Here is a 17,951-nt window from a genome sequence, read left to right on the forward strand (position 1 = left end):
ATGAACCTGCACAACCCCCGCTCCAGCTTCACGCCCCCCGATGGCGAGGGATCGGTGCAGGTCGCGCTCGATCCCGCCGACAAGATCAAGGGGGCCAAGGTCTTCGCGGTCTATGGCAAGGGCGGGATCGGCAAATCGACCACCTCCTCGAACCTTTCGGCAGCCTTTTCGAAACTCGGCCACCGCGTGCTCCAGATCGGCTGCGATCCCAAGCACGATAGCACCTTCACGCTCACCAAGAAGCTGATGCCGACGGTGATCGACGTGCTGGAAACGGTCGAATTCCATTCCGAGGAACTGCGGCCCGAAGACTACATGTTCGAAGGCTATAACGGGGTCATGTGCGTCGAGGCTGGCGGGCCTCCGGCGGGCACGGGCTGCGGCGGCTATGTCGTGGGGCAGACGGTGAAGCTGCTCAAGCAGCACCACCTGCTCGAAGAAACCGATGTCGTGATCTTCGATGTGCTGGGCGATGTGGTGTGCGGCGGCTTTGCCGCTCCGCTGCAACATGCCGAGCGCGCAATCGTGGTGGCGGCCAACGATTTCGACTCCATCTTCGCGATGAACCGGATCGTGGCGGCGATTTCGGCGAAATCGAAGAACTACGATGTGCGGCTGGCCGGTGTGGTTGCCAACCGCAGCCGCGAAACCGACGAGATCGACCGGTTCTGCGACAAGATCGGGATGCAGCGCCTCGCGCACTTCCGCGATGTCGATGCGATCCGCCGTTCGCGCCTGAAGAAGTGCACCCTGTTCGAAATGGGCGACGATCCCGAAGTGGTCGCCGCGCAGAACGAATATCTGCGCCTCGCCGCGATGCTCTGGGCGGGTGTCGAGCCTTCGGCGGCCCAGCCGATGAAGGACCGCGACATCTTCGACTTTCTGGGGTTCGAGTGATGGCGACGCGGCTCCCCTCCGATTACGACACCCGCCGCGAGGCGCTGGCGACCTATTTCGACAGCACCGCGCGGCAGGCGTGGATCGATCTCACCTCCGATGCCAAGGTCAGCGGCATCCGCGCCACGGTGCGGGCGGGGCGCGATGCGATGCGGGCAACCCTGCTGGACTGGCTGCCGACCGATCTGCGGCGCACACAGGTGCTCGATGCCGGATGCGGCACCGGATCGCTGGCCGTGGCGGCGGCTTGCCGGGGCGCGGAAGTGACGGGCATCGACGTGGCGGCGGGCCTTGTCGAGGTCGCCCGCCAGCGCACGCCTTCCTTCATCGGTCACGGGCGCATCCACTGGCGCAGCGGCGACATGCTCGATCCGCAGCTGGGCACCTTTGCCCATGTCGTGGCGATGGATTCGCTGATCCACTACCAGCCCGAAGATCTGGTCGATGCCCTCAGCCAGCTGGCGCAGCGCACCACCGGCAGCATCCTGTTCACCTTCGCGCCGCGCACAAGGCTGCTGAGCGCGATGCATGAAGTCGGCAAGTTCTTCCCCAAGTCCGACCGTTCGCCCGCGATCGTCCCGGTCAGCGAGGACGATCTGCGCGACCGCCTGGCGCGGCTTTCGGGCTGGAGCATCGGCCGCACGCAGCGCATTTCCAGCGGCTTTTACAAGTCGCAGGCGCTTGAACTGGTGCGTCACGGATGACCCGCCCGGTCCGCCCTTCCCCGCCGCACTGGACAGCGCTGGTGTTCCAGATGCTGCCGTTTGCGGACGCGGCAAGTGTGGACCTGCCGCTCGGCCGCCTGCTGCGGCTGGCGCTGTTCCAGGTGAGTGTCGGCATGGCGATGGTGCTGCTCAACGGCACCTTGAACCGCGTGATGGTGGTAGAGCTTGGCACGCCGACATGGCTGGTCGCGCTGCTGATCGCCGTGCCACTGCTGGTTGCCCCGTTCCGCGCGCTGATCGGGCACAAGTCCGACACCCACCGTTCGGTGCTGGGCTGGCGGCGTGTGCCCTATATCTGGTTCGGCACGATGATGCAGTTCGGCGGGCTGGCGATCATGCCCTTCGCGCTGCTGCTGCTCGACCAGCCGGAAGATTTCAACCTGGGCATGGTGGCCGCTGCTGCCGCCTTCCTGCTGACGGGCATCGGCTTTCATGTCACCCAGACCGCAGGCCTCGCGCTGGCGACCGACCTCGCGCCCGAAGACAAGCGCCCGCGCGCCGTGGCGCTGCTTTATGTGATGCTGCTGGTCGGCATGATGTTTGCCGCCTTCGTCATCGGCGGGTTGCTGATCGATTACAGCCCGACGCGGCTGGTGCAGGTGATCCAGGGCACCGCGGTGCTGACCATGGTGCTCAACATCACCGCCCTGTGGAAGCAGGAAGCGCGCAATCCCGCGATCACCGCTCCTGACCGCGAGAGGCCGGATTTCTCGAAGCTGTGGCAGGCCTTCGTGCGCGACGGCCGCAATGCCCGGCTGCTGACCGCAATCGGGATCGGCGCGGCGGGCTTTGCGATGCAGGATGCCTTGCTTGAACCCTATGGCGGGGAAATCCTCGGCCTGTCGGTCGGGGCGACCACCGGGCTGACGGGGGCATGGGCGCTGGGCTCGCTGATCGGGTTCATGGTGTCGGGCCGCCTGCTCGAACGCCACTGGGATCCGCTGCGGCTGGCCGGCGCCGGTCTTGTGATCGGCATCAACGCCTTCCTGCTGGTGCTGTTTGCCGGGCCGTTCTCGGCACCGGTGATGCTCTATGGCGGCGCGCTCACCATCGGGATCGGGCTGGGCCTGTTCTCGGTCGGGACGCTGATGGAGGCGATGAGCATCGCCAAGACCGAAACCGCCGGTCTCGCGCTGGGCGCATGGGGCGCGGTGCAGGCGACCTGCGCGGGTGCGGGGATCGCCATCGGCGGCCTGCTGCGCGATTTTGTCGCAGCCATGGCAGGCGGCGGCGAGGCTGCCAGCATGGCCACCCGCGCCAGCGGTTACAGCACGGTCTACACCCTCGAAATCATCCTTTTGCTTGCCGGTCTGGCAGCGATCGGCCCGCTGGTGGGCCCTCAGCGCCGCCGCCCTTCCGATGCCGACGAACCGCCCAGCCAGCCCTTCGGGCTGAGGGAGTTTCCGACATGATTACCACTGCCCGCCCGTACCGTATCCCCGCCGGCGCCGCCATCGCCGGCCTGTTCCATGAGAGGAATGTGAAATGAACGCTGCCTATATCGTCGGAACGCTCGACGTTGCCGAACTCGCCTTTCTGCTGTTCTTCGGCTTTTTCGTTGCGCTGGTGTTCTACCTCAACAAGGAAAGCCGCCGCGAAGGCTACCCGCTTGAGGACGAGGAAACCGGCAAGATCCACCCCGGCAGCCTGTTCGACGGCGAAAAGAAGGTCTTCAACCTGCCCAACGGCCGCGGCACCTATGTCCCCGAAGACGTCGCCCGTGACGACATCAACGTGCCTGCCGTGCAATCGTTCAAGGCGGCCGGCGCTCCGTGGGTGCCGACCGGCAATGCGATGAAGGACGGCATGGGCCCGGCGGCCTTCGCCAACCGTTCGAAGTATCCCGACCTCACCTTCGATGGCCGCCCGCGCATCGTGCCGATCGCCGACAGCCACGAACTGATCGTCTCGCCCAATGATCCGCAGCTGATCGGCTGGCCGGTGGTTGCCGCCGATGGCGCGAACGCGGGCACGGTCAGCGACATCTGGGTCGATCAGGCCGAACACATCATCCGCTATCTCGAAGTGGAAACCACCAGCGGCAAGAAGGTGCTGGCCCCGATGATGGTGGCCGTGGTGCATGGCAACAGCCTGCTGGGCAAGATCCTGCCGACCACCAGCGACGAGAAGGAATTCGTCGAGATCGACGCGATCACCGCCGCGCAGTTCGAAGATGTGCCCGCGCTGGAAACCGCAGGCATCATCACCCGCTACGAAGAAGACCGCATCCAGGCCTATTTCGGCGGCGGCTATATGTATGCGACGCCGGAAAGGTCGGAAGCATGGATCTGAACCCGGCAGCAGGCGGCGCAGCGGCGGAAACGCCGCTGCCCGCCGGCCATGATCATTCGGCGCTGGAGAACGATGGCCCCAAGGCCTTTGGCGACCCCATGGGCACGCCCGCGCCCGATGAAAAGGTGCTGTGGAAAGGCCGACCGGCGCTGGGGCAACTGGCCCGCACCGCCTTTCACACGCACAAGCTGGCGTTCTATTTCGGCCTGCTGATCATCATCGCGCTTGCCACGGACAAGCCCGATGCGGCGGCGGTGGCCGCGGTGCTCGGAACGGCACTGCTCGCCATTCTCTACATGCTCGCCTGGCTCAGCGCGCGCAGCACGCTCTACATCCTGACCGATGCCCGCCTGATCATGCGCATCGGCATGGCCATCGAAACGCGGATCAACATTCCGCTCAAGCAGGTCGAGGCGGCGCATTTCCGGCCCCGCGGCAAGGATCACGGCGACATCGCGCTCGAACTGGCGGGCGAGCGGATGCTCGGCACCGTGCTGCTGTGGCCGCATGTGCGCCCCTGGCATTTTGCCCACCCGCAGCCGATGCTGCGCGCCGTGCCCGACGCGGCGGGCCTCGCCCGCATGATCGCCGACGCCCGCGCCCGCTTCGGCGAGATCGAGCGCAATTTGATCGAGATCAAGGATAGCCCTGCCGCCAACGCCCAACAGGGTCATGCAGGCCGTGCCGCTCCGGCGCCGCGTCGCAGCGAGCCGGGTCTTGGCGACAAGGGTCTGGAGGGAGCACCCGCATGATTGTGCGCGAATACGAAAAGGACGAGGTTACCGTCCACAAGGTGCCGCTCTACCTGATGGGCGGGATTGTGGCGATCTCGCTGGCGCTGACCGCGTCGGTCACGCTCGGCTTTTTCGAACGCCAGTCCGTCCCGGCCGAGGCCCGTGCTGCAGCCGGGGTGAAGCCGGTGGCAGAGCGCACCCTGCGCTTTTTCGACGAACCCGATGGCTCGGTGCGCGTGGAAGACGGCGCGACCGCCGAAGTGCTCGCCCGGTTCCGCGAAAGCGAGGGCGGGTTCGTGCGCGCCAGCATGCGCAGCCTCGTCCACCAGCGCCGCATCCGCAATATCGGACCCGAAGTCGCCTTCCGGCTGACCGAATGGGACAATGGCGGGCTGACGCTGCACGATCCGGTCACCGGCGTCAGCATCGAAACCGACGCCTTCGGCGCGGTCAACCGCCGCGTCTATGCCGATCTGCTGCCGCCGAAGGACGCCCGCTGATGGCTGTGCGCATCCCCGGACTGGTCTCGCATTCCTTCGATACGCCCTGCACGATCACGGTCGAGCAGAGTTCGGAAGCCTTTCACGCCCATGTCGAACTGCCCGCCGATATCGGCATGGAACCGGGCGACAAGGTGCGCGTGCACGGCGCGCCGATCCAGATACCCTTTGGCAGCCGCGAGGTCTTCACCCGCACCGCCACCGTCACCCGCGCCGGACCTGTCGTGCGCGCGGTAACGAAGCTCGCCGCCTATTTCGATCTCAGCGAACTTTACGAAGTCAGCTTCAACGCCGGGAGGATCAAATGAACGCCTACAAGCCGATGACCAGCGAAGAGGCGATGGCGCTGGCAACGCAGGACACGATGCTGACCCCGCGTTTCTACACCACCGATTTCGACGCGCTTGACGCGATCGATGTCAGCCCCGTGCGCGCCGAATGGGATGTGCTGATCGCCGACATGGTGGGCGATCCCAACAAGCTGCATTTCAAGCACAATGACAGCTTCAAGGGCGTGATCGAGGGGCTGGAGCCGCCGCTTCGCAAGGAGTTCACCGATTTCCTCGTCAGTTCGATGACCAGCGAGTTTTCGGGCTGCGTGCTCTATGCCGAAATCGCGCGGCGCACCAAGAACCCGGATGTGAAGCAGCTGTTCCGCCTGCTCGCCCGCGACGAAAGCCGCCATGCGGGGTTCATCAACGAAAGCCTGAAGGATGCCGGTATCGGGGTCGATCTGGGCTATCTGACCAAGACCAAGAAATACACCTATTTCAAGCCGAAGTTCATCTTCTACGCGGTCTATCTGTCCGAGAAGATCGGCTATGCCCGCTACATCGCGATCTACCGCCACCTGGCGCGCAATCCGCAGAACAAGTTCCACCCGATCTTCGACTGGTTCGAGGAATGGTGCAACGACGAGTTCCGCCATGGCGAGGCTTTCGCCATGCTGCTGCGCGCCGATCCCAAGCTGCTGACCGGTGCGAACAAGCTGTGGGTCAAATTCTTCATCCTGTCGGTCTATGCGACGATGTATGTGCGCGACCATTCGCGGCCCGAATTCCACAAGGCGCTGGGCATCGATCCGACCGAATATGATTACCGCGTGTTCGACATCTGCAACCAGATCAGCCGTCAGGTCTTCCCGGTCGAAGTCGATATCGACAGCCCGGCTTTCCGTGCCCGCATGGAAGGCTTGCTGCGCGCCTCGCGCCGGATCGACGATGGCAAGGAACGCGGCGGCATCACCGGATGGGCGATGCGCGTGTCCGGCATGGCCAGCGCCGCGCTGAACTTTGCCGGGCTTTATCTGCTGCCCGCCCGCTCGCAGGCCCTGCCCGCCTCGATCCGGCTTCAGCCCGCGTGGTAAGCTGGACCGGCCATATTGTGCCGTTCATCGTGACGGTGGCGATCTGGTTTGTCGCAACCGGGCTGATTGCCTGGGCGGACAACCGTGAAAGCACGACCTTCTCCAAAAGCCTCGCCATCGGGGCGGGCTGCGGAATCGCGGGCCTGTTGCTGATCCTGTTTGCCTCATTCTCGGTCGCGGTCGGGGCGGTTTATGTCGCCTTCATGGGGGCCTTGATGGTGTGGGGGTGGCACGAAATCAGCTTCCTCACCGGTGCTGCGGCAGGCCCGCGGCGCGGCGTGGCCGATCCGGCGCTGACCGGCGTCGCCCGCTTCCGGCAGGCGAGCGCGACCGTGATGCACCACGAAGTCGCCCTTGCGGTGACGGCGCTGCTGCTGATCTCGCTGTCGTGGGATGCGCCCAACCAGATCGGCGCGACCGTGTTCGTGCTGCTGTTCGGCCTTAGATTGACCTCGAAAATCAATCTGTTCGTCGGCGTTCCCAACTCGACGTCGGAGATGCTGCCGGATCAGCTGGCCTATCTTAAAACCTATTTCGGACCGAACCGGATGACCGTGCTGCTGGCTGCCTCGATCGTGGCCATCCTGGCGGTAACGGCATGGTTTGCCAGCCTCGCGCTTGCGGCCCCTGCGGGCAGTGCGGAAATGGTGGGCGCGAGCCTGCTGTTCACCCTGTGCCTGCTCGGCGCGCTCGAACACCTGTTTCTGGCCCTTCCCTTCCGTGACGGGATGCTGTGGGGCTGGGCTCTGCCCCGGCGGAAAATCAAGACATGACAATCGACAACAAGGAATACCCGATGGACTTCGAAGCCTTTTTCGCCGGCGAGCTCGATGCAGTGCGCGCAGACGGACGTTACCGGGTGTTCACCGATATCAAGCGCCACCGCGGCCGCTTCCCCCACGCCACCCGCTTTGTCGCCGACGAGACGCAGGCGGTGACGGTGTGGTGTTCAAACGACTATCTCGGCATGGGCCAGCACCCCGCTGTGCTCGAAGCGATGCATGAATGCCTCGACGAATGCGGCGCGGGCGCGGGCGGCACGCGCAATATCTCGGGCACAAACCACTATCACGTGCTGCTCGAACAGGAGCTGGCGGACCTGCATGGCAAGGAAGCCGCGCTGCTGTTCACCTCCGGCTACGTTTCGAACTGGGCGGGCCTCGGCACGCTGGCGAGCAAGATCCCGGGCTGCGTGGTGTTCTCCGACGCGCTCAACCACGCTTCGATGATCGAAGGCATCCGCCACAGCCGTGCACCCTACAAGGTGTGGCGCCACAATGATGCGGCGCACCTCGACGAGCTGCTGTCGCAATATGGCCCCGAAGTGCCCAAGCTGGTCGCCTTTGAAAGCGTCTATTCGATGGACGGCGACATCGCCCCCATCGCCGACATCCTCGACGTGTGCGAAAAGCACGGCGCGATGAGCTATATCGATGAAGTCCACGCGGTCGGCCTCTACGGCCCGCGCGGCGGCGGGATTGCCGAACGCGAAGGATTGATGGACCGCATCACCGTGATCGAAGGCACGCTCGGCAAGGCCTTCGGCGTCATGGGCGGCTATATCGCGGCGAGCGCCAACCTCGTCGATTTTGTGCGCAGCTTCGCCAGCGGCTTCATCTTCTCGACCGCGCTGCCGCCTGCCATCGCAGCCGGCGCGGCGGCGAGCATCCGGCACCTGAAGGAAAGCAGCGCCGAGCGCGAATTGCAGCAGGAGCGCGTCGCGCAGGTGCGCCGCAAGCTCGACCTGATGGGCATCCCGCACCTCGACAACCCGAGCCACATCATCCCGGTGATGGTGGGCGACGCCAAGAAGTGCAAGATGATCAGCGACTGGCTGATGGACAACCACGGCATCTATGTGCAGCCGATCAACTACCCGACCGTGCCGGTGGGGACCGAGCGCCTGCGCGTCACGCCCTCGCCCGTCCACACCGATGGCGATATCGACCGGCTGATCAAGGCCCTTTCCGAGATCTGGTCGCATTGCGAACTCGCCCGGATGGAAAAGGCGGCCTGAGGCTTCCCTGAGTTAGAGATTACCGGCTCTCCCTTGGACGGGAGCGGGGGTGGATGCCGTGGGGGCGGCGTCCGCCCCTTTTTCATGCCGGAGCGCCGGGTGGCGCCTTTCAGGGCAGCGCGCCGGCGCTGCTTGTAGCTGGTTATGGGTGGATTTCGGCCGCCCGACGCAATGCCCACCCCGCTGCGACTAGGCGGCAAAGCCGCCAAGTCTCGCTCCCCTCCCGCGTGCGGGAGGGGCTGGGGGTGGGCGCGTGCTTCGACCGCTCCGGGGTCGCCTCCGGAATGCCCGCATTTTGCCAAAGCGAGGCCAAAGCCGCTACCCCTCAACCCTCGCCCCGAACTTGCCTGCCCCGGCGCAGGCAGGCACGGGGCGACGCGGTGGGGGCGGTTTCCTACATCCCCGCCAGCCGCTAGCCTGCACCGGCTCTTTCCCATCACCGGCAGGGTGGTCGCACGACCGCCGCAGGGCGAAAACGGCCCCGTTCCCCTGTCCGTCCGCGCCACAGATGTCCGGTTATCCTGTTGCGTTTCAGAGGGATAGGCTGTCGGCACAAAGGTGACAGAGTGTCACCTTTGTCACCGACATGATGGTCAGCGCACCGGAATGAAGCGCACCGCCACCCCGCCCGATGATGCCAGCCGCACCGCGAAATTCTCGCCGCCGGTCACGACCTTCTCCTCGATCACCAGCGCATAGGGGTTGGTATCCCAATGCGCATCCGGCCCGTCGCGGTAGATCTGGGCGCGGTATGTCCGGCCCTGTTCGAGGAAGGACAACGGCACGGAAAGGTCGCGGGCGTCCTCGTTCGTCACCGCGCCGAGGAACCACTCCTTCGACTTCCTCCCCTGCCGCGCGAAGGCGACATATTCGCCCACTTCGCCCGCCAGCGCGACCGACTGCTCCCAGTCGGCCTCGACATCCTTGATGAACTGGAAGGCATCCATCCGCGCTTCGTAATTCTCGGGCAGATCGGCGGCCATTTGCAGCGGGGAATAGAGCACGACATAGAGCGCCAGCTGCTTGGCCAGCGTCGTCTGCGGACGATTTGACGGGTCGCCGCGGGGGATATCGGGCCGCACCGGCGGGCGCTCGTTGGGTTTGAGATCGAAGATGCCGGGGGTGAAATCCATCGGCCCCGCCAGCATCCGGGTGAAGGCCAGCATCGCCTCGTGGCTGGGCGGATTGGGGGGCGTGCCCCAGGCGTTGAACTCCATCCCGCGTGCGCCTTCGCGGGTCATCCAGTTGGGATAGGTCCGGCGCAGGCCCGTGTCCTTGACCGGCTCATGCGCGTTGATCGCGATCTGGCGTTTGGCCGCCGCCTTGACCACGCGCAGGTGGTGGCCGACCATGAACTGGCTGTCGTGCCATTCGTAGCGGCGGATGCCCTTGTCATCCACCCGCACCGCATCGCCCGCATCGGCGACATAGCCGGTCTTGACCGCCCGCACGCCGTTGGCTTGCATCAGATCGAAGGCGGCCTCCATCTGGGCTTCGTAATTGGTGATGTTGGCCGAGGTTTCATGGTGCCCGATCAGCCGCACGCCCTTCGATCGGGCATAGCGGCCAAGCTCGGCGAGGTCATAATCGGGCATGGGTTCGGTGAAGCGGAACAGATCGCCATTGTTGAACCAGTCACCGTCCCAGCCGATGTTCCAGCCTTCCACCAGCACGCCGCTGAAACCATGCTTGGCGGCAAAATCGATGTAACGTTTGGTTTCCTCCGTCGTCGCGCCGTGGATCTTGTCGCGGCCCCAGCTGCGTTCATTGATGTGCATCGCCCACCAGATGCCGATGTATTTGCCCGGCTCCGCCCACGCCACATCGCCCAGCTTGTTGGGCTCGTTGAGGTTGAGGATGATGTCCGAATTGATCAGGCCGATGGCTTCGCGGGCGATCTGGATGGTGCGCCAGGGCGACTTGAACGGGGCGCGGGTTTTGACCTTCGGCCCGCCCGACCAGTTGCGCAGGCGTGCTTCGAAATTGCCGGGGCGCAGCGCGCCCAGCGACATCGAGGAGTAATCGACCAGTGCGGCTTCGTGGATGCTGAAATGGATGCCGGCTTCATTGCGGAAGGTAGCGGGGGTGTGCGCATCGTCGACCTTGCCTGCCGGGCCGGTGCGGGTGAGGTATTCGTAGCGGTTGAATTCGTCGGAGGGCGTGTACCACATCGTGGTTTTCTCGCCTACGCCGAACTGGGTCAGCTCCTCGACAATGCTGAGATCGCCTTGCAGCGCCGCCTGTTCGGGCAGTTCGTAGCGGAAGCCGATGCCGGTGTCGAAGGCGCGGAAACGGACGGTCATCTGCCGGTCGGGGCCGTCGGCAGGTTTGAAGGTGACGGCAAGCTCGTTGTGCTGGTCACGCACCAGCCGCCGCTCACCCCACGGCTGTTCCCAGGTCGTGTCCTGCGAGGCGCGGGCCGATCCGGCGATGGCAAGCCCGCGTTCGAAGCCGTGGTGGTCGGCGAAGAGCATTCCCAGTTTCGACGGCGCGATCACCTGTTCGCCCTCGAAGCTGACGGCGTAGGTCGCCTGTCCCTGATCGTCGCTGACGGTCACGGTGATCCGGCCATCGGGCGAGGCGAGCATCAGGCTTTCGGCATGGGCCGGCGCTGCGGCCCAAGCGAGCGCCGCCATGGCAACAAGGGGTTTCCAGTGTTTCGTCATTCGTCCCTCTCCTCGCGGCATCGTCTTGCCGCCTCACCTGGTTTCTGTGAAAATCCGGAAGCCCCACGGGGCAAGGTCGATCGTCTCGCCGCCGCTGAAGGTCGCACCCGCGCCGCCGAGCGCGTCGGTGAATGTGCCGTGATGGCGCGCCTGTTCGAAGCGCACCTGCTGCGGGCGCGGCGAGAGGTTGAAGATCGCAAACACCCGCTCTCCCGCCTTGCCCCGCGTGAAGGCGAAGGCATCGGCAGCAGCGCTGGTCGGCACCTCGACCAGCGGCGCACCGAAACGGCCATTGTGGAGCGCGGGGTTCGCGGTCTTGAGCGCGATCAGCTGTTCGAACAGCGCCGCGTGCCGGCCCTCGCGCCAGACGATCGGATCACGCTCGAAGAAGGCGAGCTGCCGGTCATTATCAGCCTCCTGCCCGTTGTAGACCAAGGGCAGGCCCGGGCCGACAAAGGACAGGGCAATCGCTGCCTCGTACGCCGGGCCGTAGATGTCCGCCGCCACCCCGTCCCACGAATTCTGGTCGTGGTTTTCGGTGTAGACCATGCGCATCGCCGCGTGCGGCCAGGTTTCGGATTGTCCGGCGTAATAGCCACGGATCGGCCCCGCCCCCTCGCCGCTTTTGACGAGGCGCTGCATCGCCTCCTTCCAGCCCCAGCCATAGGTCGCATCGAAGGCGCGGGCATGGAGATCGCGCTGCTCCCATTCGGCGAGCATGAACACCGGCTTCACCTTGTCCAGTTCGGCGCGGGCGGTTTCCCAGAAGTCGGTCGGGACATAGCCCGCGACATCGGCGCGATAACCGTCGATCCCGAATTCGCGCACCCAGTAGACGAGGCTTTCGGTCATGTAGCGCCGCAGGGCAGGCTGGGAGTAATCGAAGTCGGCCACGTCCGACCAGTCGGTGCCGGCCGGGCTGGTGAGCGCGCCCTCCGGCGTGCGGGTGTACCATTCGGGGTGGCTCGCCGTCAGCGGGTTGTCATAGGCCGAATGGTTGGCGACCCAGTCGAGGATCACCTTCAGCCCCAGCCGGTGCGCTTCGTCCACGAAGGCGCGGAAGTCGGCCTCGGTCCCCAGTTCGGGATTGACCGCGCGGTAGTCCCGCACCGCATAGGGGCTGCCGAGCGCACCTTTCCGGTTCGCCTCGCCGATGGGATGGATCGGCATCAGCCAGATGATGTCCACCCCCATCGCGGCCAGACGCGGCAGCTGCTTTTGCGCGGCGGCGAAGGTGCCTTGCGGCGTGAACTGGCGGGTGTTGAGCTGGTAGAGCACCGCGTCCCGCGTCCAACCGGCGTTGGTCACTGCCACGACATCGCGGGGAATATAGTCGGGCTGCGCCAGCGCGGGCGCGGCAAGCATGGTCGCCGCCAGCAGCGAAAGACCGGCGCGGATCATGCCGCCTGCTCCTTCACCAGCAGCGTCGCTGCCGCCGCTAGCACGAAGCTGACCGCCGCGATCACCATCGCATAGATCGCCTCGCCGCCGAAGATATTGGTCACGAGAAAGCCCAGAAGCGTCGCCGCCAGCAGCTGCGGCACCACGATGAAGATATTGAACACCCCCATGTAAATGCCCATTTTCTCAGGGGGGACCGAGCCTGCGAGGATCGCATAGGGCAGCGCAACGATCGAGGCCCAGGCGATGCCCAGCCCGATCTGCGGAACCCACAGCAAGGCAGGGTCGCGCACCAGCAGCATCGCGGCAAATCCCGCCGCGCCGAGCGTCAGGTTGATGGCATGAAGCCGCGTGCGGTCGATCTTCGCAGCGACCACCACAAAGCCGAGCGCGGCAGCGGCGGCAAGGCCGTTGCGGACCGACCCCATCAGGCTCCACCAGTCGGCCCCGTCCTGATAGGCAGCGCTCGCCGCATCGCTTGCGCCGAAGTGGTAGGCCGTGACCCCGGGCGTGCCGTAGATCCACAGCGCGAACATCGCGAACCAGCTGAAAAACTGCACCACGGCCAGCTGGCGCATGGTCGCGGGCATGGCGAAGAGATCGCTCACCACCTCCATGAAGCCGCTGTCATCGCGGCCCTGACTGCGCAGCACGCTGGCGACCAGCTGGATCACGCCGAACCCGGCGACCAGCGCGGCGAGCACGTACAGCTCCTGCGCCACTTCGATCGTGCCGAGGAACGCCGGACGCCCTTCGCCCCGTGCTGCCGCGACCAGCGCAGCGATGATCGCGCCCGCGACCAGCCAAGCCGCACCGCCGCTGGCGAACTGGCGCGCACTGCGCAGCACGCTGGCAGGCCTCAGGCCCGCCGCCCCGTCTGCCGCAGCAAACGCGGCCAGCTCCTGCGGCGAATACTCCCTGGTCGAAAATACCGTCCAGCCGACCGCCGCCAGCAGCGCCGCGCCGCCGATGTAGAAGGCCCAGCGCACAGTCTCCGGAATCTCGCCAGCCGGTGCGACATTGCTGAGGCCCAGCCAGTTGGTCATCACCCACGGCAGCGCGCCTGCAATCACCGCGCCGGTGCCGATGAAGAAGCTCTGCATGGCATAGCCCATGGTCCGCTGGCGATCAGGCAGATTGTCACCCACGAAGGCGCGGAACGGCTCCATCGTAATGTTGAGCGAGGCATCCATGATCCACAGCATCCCCGCCGCCACCCACAAGGCGGGCGCATTGGGCATGACGAACAACGCCAGGCTGGCGAGCAGCGCGCCGACGAGAAAGAAGGGCCGGCGGCGGCCGAAACGCGGACTCCACGTCTTGTCCGAAAGGTGGCCGATGATCGGCTGCACGATCAGCCCGGTCATCGGCGCGGCGATCCACAGGATCGCAAGGCTGCCGACATCCGCGCCCAATGTCTGGAAGATGCGGCTGACGTTGCCGTTCTGAAGCTCGAACCCGATCTGGATTCCCAGAAACCCGAAACTCATGTTCCAGATCTGGCCTGCGTTCAGCGCAGGCTTTTGACCGGCTTGCGTCATCGTCAAATATCCCCTCCCCGCTTGCCATCCGGAGGGATGACGCGGCTGCTTGCAGGCTGTAGCATCGCAGGTCTTGCGCCCGATCGCATGCCCGGCCCTTGCCCGCTACAGTCTGGACGCCTTGCAAAAATTTGCAAGAAACTTTGGAAATTTCTCTCTGAAAATTGCTTCCCGAGCGGTGCATAAGTATTATTTTCAATGATTTTTAGGGCTTTAATTGCCCATCTTCAGGCCGCACACGCCCTTCACAAAGATTTGCAAAATTCTGCCCACAATGTCACAACCCGCAGCGGAGGGAGTTGGGTCATGTTGCGAATCTTCGCGGGTCTTGCCGCTGCGCTTTGCGCCACCACCACGCTTGCAGGAGGTCCGGTTCCGGCCGCGCCTGCACAGGTTTCACCGGCCCCGGCACCGCTTGCCGAGCGCGGGCTGGAAGACGAGATCATCTATTTCGTGCTGCCCGACCGGTTCGAGAACGGCGATCCGAAAAATGATCGCGGCGGGCTGAAGGGCGGCCCGCTGCAGCACGGGTTCGACCCTGCGCACAAGGGATTCTATCACGGCGGCGACCTCAAGGGCCTGACGCAGCGGCTCGATTACATCCAGAACATGGGCGTCACCGCGATCTGGTTCGCGCCGATCTTCAGGAACAAGCCCGTGCAGGGCAAACCGGGTGAGGAAAGCGCGGGATACCACGGTTACTGGGTGACCGATTTCACCAGCGTCGATCCGCATTTCGGCACCAATGCCGAATTCAAGGCCTTCGTCGATGCCGCCCATGCGCGCGGGATGAAGGTCTATATGGACATCATCACCAACCACACCGCCGACGTGATCGACTATGCCGAGGGCGAGGCCACTGGCTATGCCTACCGCAGCAAGGGCGAATACCCCTTCTCGCGCCGCGGCGGCCCGGATGGCGCGCCGATCAACGAAGGCTTTGCCGGCGACGACAATCCCGATCCCGCCAACTGGGCGCAGCTCACTGATCCTACTTTCGCCTACACCCCTGTGGTGGCCGAGGCGGAGAAGAACGTGAAGGTGCCGGCGTGGCTCAACGATGTCACGCTTTACCACAACCGCGGCAATTCGCACTGGATCGGCGAAAGCTCGGTCTATGGCGACTTTTCGGGGCTGGACGATCTCGCCACCGAAAACCCGCGGGTGGTGGACGGGATGATCGAGATCTTCGGCGCGTGGATCGACGATTACGGCATCGACGGCTTCCGCATCGACACCGCCAAGCACGTGAACCCGCAGTTCTGGCAGGCCTTCGTCCCCGCCATGCTCGCCCGCGCCAGAGCGAAGGGGATCGATCACTTCCACATCTTCGGCGAAATCGCCTTCGAGGAGCCCGACGCCACGCTCGCCGCGCAGGTGATGGCGGAAAGCGGGCTTCCCTATGCGCTCGACATGGGCTTCGCCAAGGCCGCGCAGATGGTCGCGAGCGGTAAGGCGCCGCCCCGGCTGATGGCGGAATTCCTCCAGCAGGACGCGATCTACCCCGGCGGCGCGCAAACCGCGCTGGGGTTGCCGACCTTTCTGGGCAACCACGATTTCGGGCGCTTTGCGATGTTCGTGCGCGAGATGAGCGGATCGAACGATCCAGACACCCTGCTCGCCCGCGTGCAGCTTGGCCATGCGATGATGTTCGGCCTGCGCGGCGTGCCCACCGTCTATTACGGCGACGAGCAGGGCTTCATCTCGGACGGCAATGACCAGCTGGCGCGCGAGGACATGTTCCCCAGCAAGGTCGATGTCTACAACGACAACCGCCTCGTCGGCACTTCGGCCACGACCGCGCAGAGCAATTTCGATACCGCGCACCCGCTCTACCGCCTGATCGCCGATCTGGCCAAGGCCCGCACCGCCAGCCCTGCCCTGCGGCGCGGGCTCAGCACGGTGCGCGCCTTCGAGGAAGCCGCGCCCGGTCTGCTCGCGGTGGAGCGCCACGATCCGGCCAGCGGGCAGCGCGTGCTGGTGGCGTTCAACACCGGTGCATCACCACTTTCGCGCAATGTCGAGGTCAGCTACCGCGCGCGCGGAGTTGCGCCGCTGCTGGGCACCTGCCCGTCGGCGCTCGCAGCCCCCGGCACCATGCGCGTGACCCTGCCTGCCTTCGGCTTTGCCGCCTGCATTCTGGAGACTGACAAGTAATGGCAACCGCTCTTGCCACCCCGCCTGCCGCCGCCCACCCGCTGACATGGTGGCGGGGCGCGGTCATCTACCAGATCTACCCGCGTTCGTTCCGCGATACGAACGGCGACGGCATCGGCGACCTTGCCGGGATTGTCGAGCGGCTCGATTACATCGCCGACCTCGGCGTTGACGGCATCTGGATTTCGCCCTTCTTCACCTCCCCGATGCGCGATTTCGGCTATGATGTGGCCGATTACTGCGGGATCGACCCCACTTTCGGCACCTTCGAGGATTTCGACCGGATCATCGAAAAGGCCCACGCGCTGGGTCTCAAGGTAATCATCGATCAGGTCTATTCGCACACCTCGGATGAACACGCGTGGTTTCAGGAAAGCCGCAGGGACCGCACCAATCCCAAGGCCGACTGGTATGTCTGGGCCGATCCGAAGCCCGACGGTTCGCCGCCGTCGAACTGGCAGTCGGTGTTCGGCGGATCGGCATGGCAGTGGGACGGGCCGAGGAAGCAGTATTACCTCCACAATTTCCTGACCTCGCAGCCCGATCTCAATGTGCATAACCGCGATGTGCAGGACGCGCTGCTGGATGTGGCGCGGTTCTGGCTGCGGCGCGGCGTCGATGGCTTCCGGCTCGATGCACTGAACTTTGCGATGCATGACCCGAACCTGCGCGACAATCCGCCGTCGGGCACGCCGATGGAACTGGTCACCCGCCCGTTCGACATGCAGGTGAAGCAGTACAACCAGTCGCACCCCGATATCGTCGCCTTCCTCGAACGCATCCGCAGCGCGATCGACGAGTTTCCGGGCCGCTTCACTGTCGCCGAAGTCGGCGGGCCGGAGCCGCTGGCGGAGATGAAGGCCTTCACTGCGGGCGGCAAGCGGCTCGACAGCGCCTATAACTTCGATTTCCTCTATGCCCCGCGCCTGACCGCGCCGCTGGTGCGCGCCAGCCTGTCGCAGTGGAGCGGGGAGGATGGCGAGGGCTGGCCTTCCTGGGCCTTTTCGAACCATGATGCGCCGCGTTTCGTCACCCGCTGGGCGGTGGACGGCGACCACGCCCGCGCCGCGCGCCTCGGCCTGATGCTGCTGCTGTCGCTGCGCGGCAATCCGATCATCTATCAGGGCGAGGAACTGGGCCTGCCGCAGGGCCATGTCGCCTTCGAGGATCTGCAAGACCCCGAAGCCATCGCCAACTGGCCGCACACGCTGGGCCGGGACGGGGCGCGCACCCCGATGCCCTGGCAGGCGAACGCGCCGCAAGCGGGCTTTTCCAGCGCCAACCGCACCTGGCTGAAGCTCGATCCGGCGCACACCCCGCTCGCCGCCGACCGGCAGGCACCCGATGCCGGATCGACCCTGTCTTACACCCGCGCCCTGCTGCGCCTGCGCGCAGGTTTTCCGGCGCTGGTGAGCGGCGATATCGCGCTGCTCGACACGCCGGAGGATATCGTCGCCTTCCTGCGCAGCAGCAGCGACGGGGCACGCGTGCTGTGCGCCTTCAACCTTGGCGAGACAGCTGTGGAATGGTCGCCCCCCGAAGCCTTCGGGCAGGCGCGCCTGCTTGCCAGCGAGAGCGCGGTCGGCCACGATGCCGCGATCCCGCACATGCTGGCGCCCGGCAGCGGTTACTGGGCGGTGGAAGGACACTAGAAC

Annotated in this window: 15 protein-coding genes; 12 read left to right on the forward strand and 3 right to left on the reverse strand. The window is 65.3% G+C overall.

The window, feature by feature from the left end:
* From bchL to hemA, 10 genes are all read left to right on the forward strand, one after another.
* Positions 1–897, forward strand: coding sequence for a ferredoxin:protochlorophyllide reductase (ATP-dependent) iron-sulfur ATP-binding protein (bchL, locus tag ACU0AG_RS07215; RefSeq protein ID WP_482781580.1), 897 nt, complete (start codon positions 1–3; stop codon positions 895–897).
* On the forward strand, positions 897–1,601 hold the full coding sequence (gene bchM, locus ACU0AG_RS07220) for a magnesium protoporphyrin IX methyltransferase (RefSeq protein WP_482781581.1): 705 nt from the start codon (positions 897–899) through the stop codon (positions 1,599–1,601). Before bchL ends, bchM begins: the two co-directional genes overlap by 1 nt.
* Complete coding sequence (locus ACU0AG_RS07225; RefSeq protein WP_482781582.1) at positions 1,598–3,034, forward strand: BCD family MFS transporter; 1,437 nt, start codon at positions 1,598–1,600, stop codon at positions 3,032–3,034. Before bchM ends, ACU0AG_RS07225 begins: the two co-directional genes overlap by 4 nt.
* Positions 3,035–3,107: 73 nt before the next feature.
* Complete coding sequence (puhA, locus tag ACU0AG_RS07230; RefSeq protein ID WP_482781583.1) at positions 3,108–3,914, forward strand: photosynthetic reaction center subunit H; 807 nt, start codon at positions 3,108–3,110, stop codon at positions 3,912–3,914.
* The gene (gene puhB, locus ACU0AG_RS07235; RefSeq protein WP_482781584.1) at positions 3,905–4,666 is read left to right on the forward strand and encodes a photosynthetic complex putative assembly protein PuhB; all 762 of its coding nucleotides are present in this window, start codon (positions 3,905–3,907) and stop codon (positions 4,664–4,666) included. The genes puhA and puhB overlap by 10 nt, the downstream gene beginning before the upstream one ends.
* Positions 4,663–5,148, forward strand: a complete 486-nt coding sequence (gene puhC / locus ACU0AG_RS07240; RefSeq protein ID WP_482781585.1) for a photosynthetic complex assembly protein PuhC — start codon at positions 4,663–4,665, stop codon at positions 5,146–5,148. Before puhB ends, puhC begins: the two co-directional genes overlap by 4 nt.
* Entirely contained in the window at positions 5,148–5,456 is a 309-nt protein-coding gene (locus ACU0AG_RS07245; protein WP_482781586.1) for a hypothetical protein, read from the forward strand. Before puhC ends, ACU0AG_RS07245 begins: the two co-directional genes overlap by 1 nt.
* A complete protein-coding gene (gene acsF / locus ACU0AG_RS07250; protein ID WP_482781587.1) occupies positions 5,453–6,514 on the forward strand; it encodes a magnesium-protoporphyrin IX monomethyl ester (oxidative) cyclase in 1,062 nt (353 codons plus the stop codon). The genes ACU0AG_RS07245 and acsF overlap by 4 nt, the downstream gene beginning before the upstream one ends.
* The gene (gene puhE, locus ACU0AG_RS07255) at positions 6,508–7,287 is read left to right on the forward strand and encodes a putative photosynthetic complex assembly protein PuhE (protein ID WP_482781588.1); all 780 of its coding nucleotides are present in this window, start codon (positions 6,508–6,510) and stop codon (positions 7,285–7,287) included. Before acsF ends, puhE begins: the two co-directional genes overlap by 7 nt.
* 23 nt (positions 7,288–7,310) lie before the next feature.
* Positions 7,311–8,531 carry a 5-aminolevulinate synthase gene (gene hemA, locus ACU0AG_RS07260; protein WP_482781649.1) on the forward strand — a complete coding sequence of 407 codons (1,221 nt, stop codon included), beginning with the start codon at positions 7,311–7,313 and terminating at the stop codon, positions 8,529–8,531.
* 593 nt (positions 8,532–9,124) lie between these two features.
* Here hemA and ACU0AG_RS07265 read toward each other — a convergent pair.
* The 3 genes from ACU0AG_RS07265 to ACU0AG_RS07275 are packed head-to-tail and all read right to left on the reverse strand — an operon-like array spanning position 9,125 to position 14,139.
* Positions 9,125–11,197 (reverse strand): glycoside hydrolase family 97 protein, encoded by a 2,073-nt coding sequence (locus ACU0AG_RS07265; RefSeq protein ID WP_482781589.1) that lies wholly within the window; start codon positions 11,195–11,197, stop codon positions 9,125–9,127.
* Between the two features lie 33 nt (positions 11,198–11,230).
* Positions 11,231–12,598 (reverse strand): alpha-amylase family glycosyl hydrolase, encoded by a 1,368-nt coding sequence (locus tag ACU0AG_RS07270; RefSeq protein ID WP_482781590.1) that lies wholly within the window; start codon positions 12,596–12,598, stop codon positions 11,231–11,233.
* Positions 12,595–14,139, reverse strand: a complete 1,545-nt coding sequence (locus tag ACU0AG_RS07275) for an MFS transporter (protein WP_482781591.1) — start codon at positions 14,137–14,139, stop codon at positions 12,595–12,597. The genes ACU0AG_RS07270 and ACU0AG_RS07275 overlap by 4 nt, the downstream gene beginning before the upstream one ends.
* Before the next feature lie 306 nt (positions 14,140–14,445).
* On the opposite strand from ACU0AG_RS07275, the gene ACU0AG_RS07280 reads away from it, so the two are divergent.
* Together ACU0AG_RS07280 and ACU0AG_RS07285 are read left to right on the forward strand one after the other, a co-directional pair.
* A complete protein-coding gene (locus ACU0AG_RS07280) occupies positions 14,446–16,296 on the forward strand; it encodes an alpha-amylase family glycosyl hydrolase (RefSeq protein ID WP_482781592.1) in 1,851 nt (616 codons plus the stop codon).
* Positions 16,296–17,948 carry an alpha-glucosidase gene (locus tag ACU0AG_RS07285; protein ID WP_482781593.1) on the forward strand — a complete coding sequence of 551 codons (1,653 nt, stop codon included), beginning with the start codon at positions 16,296–16,298 and terminating at the stop codon, positions 17,946–17,948. The genes ACU0AG_RS07280 and ACU0AG_RS07285 overlap by 1 nt, the downstream gene beginning before the upstream one ends.
* Positions 17,949–17,951: the final 3 nt, after the last annotated feature.

It is taken from the genome of Erythrobacter sp. RANMB8 (assembly GCF_056848235.1).

Bases quoted from the DNA above. Each gene is read 5' to 3' on its own strand.
- ACU0AG_RS07225 (WP_482781582.1), top strand. From the start codon at position 1,598: ATGACCCGCCCGGTCCGCCCTTCCCCGCCGCACTGGACAGCGCTGGTG.
- ACU0AG_RS07245 (WP_482781586.1), top strand. From the start codon at position 5,148: ATGGCTGTGCGCATCCCCGGACTGGTCTCGCATTCCTTCGATACGCCC.
- bchM (WP_482781581.1), top strand. From the start codon at position 897: ATGGCGACGCGGCTCCCCTCCGATTACGACACCCGCCGCGAGGCGCTG.
- puhA (WP_482781583.1), top strand. From the start codon at position 3,108: ATGAACGCTGCCTATATCGTCGGAACGCTCGACGTTGCCGAACTCGCC.
- bchL (WP_482781580.1), top strand. From the start codon at position 1: ATGAACCTGCACAACCCCCGCTCCAGCTTCACGCCCCCCGATGGCGAG.
- ACU0AG_RS07265 (WP_482781589.1), bottom strand. From the start codon at position 11,197: ATGACGAAACACTGGAAACCCCTTGTTGCCATGGCGGCGCTCGCTTGG.
- ACU0AG_RS07285 (WP_482781593.1), top strand. From the start codon at position 16,296: ATGGCAACCGCTCTTGCCACCCCGCCTGCCGCCGCCCACCCGCTGACA.
- ACU0AG_RS07280 (WP_482781592.1), top strand. From the start codon at position 14,446: ATGTTGCGAATCTTCGCGGGTCTTGCCGCTGCGCTTTGCGCCACCACC.
- acsF (WP_482781587.1), top strand. From the start codon at position 5,453: ATGAACGCCTACAAGCCGATGACCAGCGAAGAGGCGATGGCGCTGGCA.
- ACU0AG_RS07275 (WP_482781591.1), bottom strand. From the start codon at position 14,139: ATGACGCAAGCCGGTCAAAAGCCTGCGCTGAACGCAGGCCAGATCTGG.
- ACU0AG_RS07270 (WP_482781590.1), bottom strand. From the start codon at position 12,598: ATGATCCGCGCCGGTCTTTCGCTGCTGGCGGCGACCATGCTTGCCGCG.
- puhB (WP_482781584.1), top strand. From the start codon at position 3,905: ATGGATCTGAACCCGGCAGCAGGCGGCGCAGCGGCGGAAACGCCGCTG.
- puhC (WP_482781585.1), top strand. From the start codon at position 4,663: ATGATTGTGCGCGAATACGAAAAGGACGAGGTTACCGTCCACAAGGTG.
- hemA (WP_482781649.1), top strand. From the start codon at position 7,311: ATGGACTTCGAAGCCTTTTTCGCCGGCGAGCTCGATGCAGTGCGCGCA.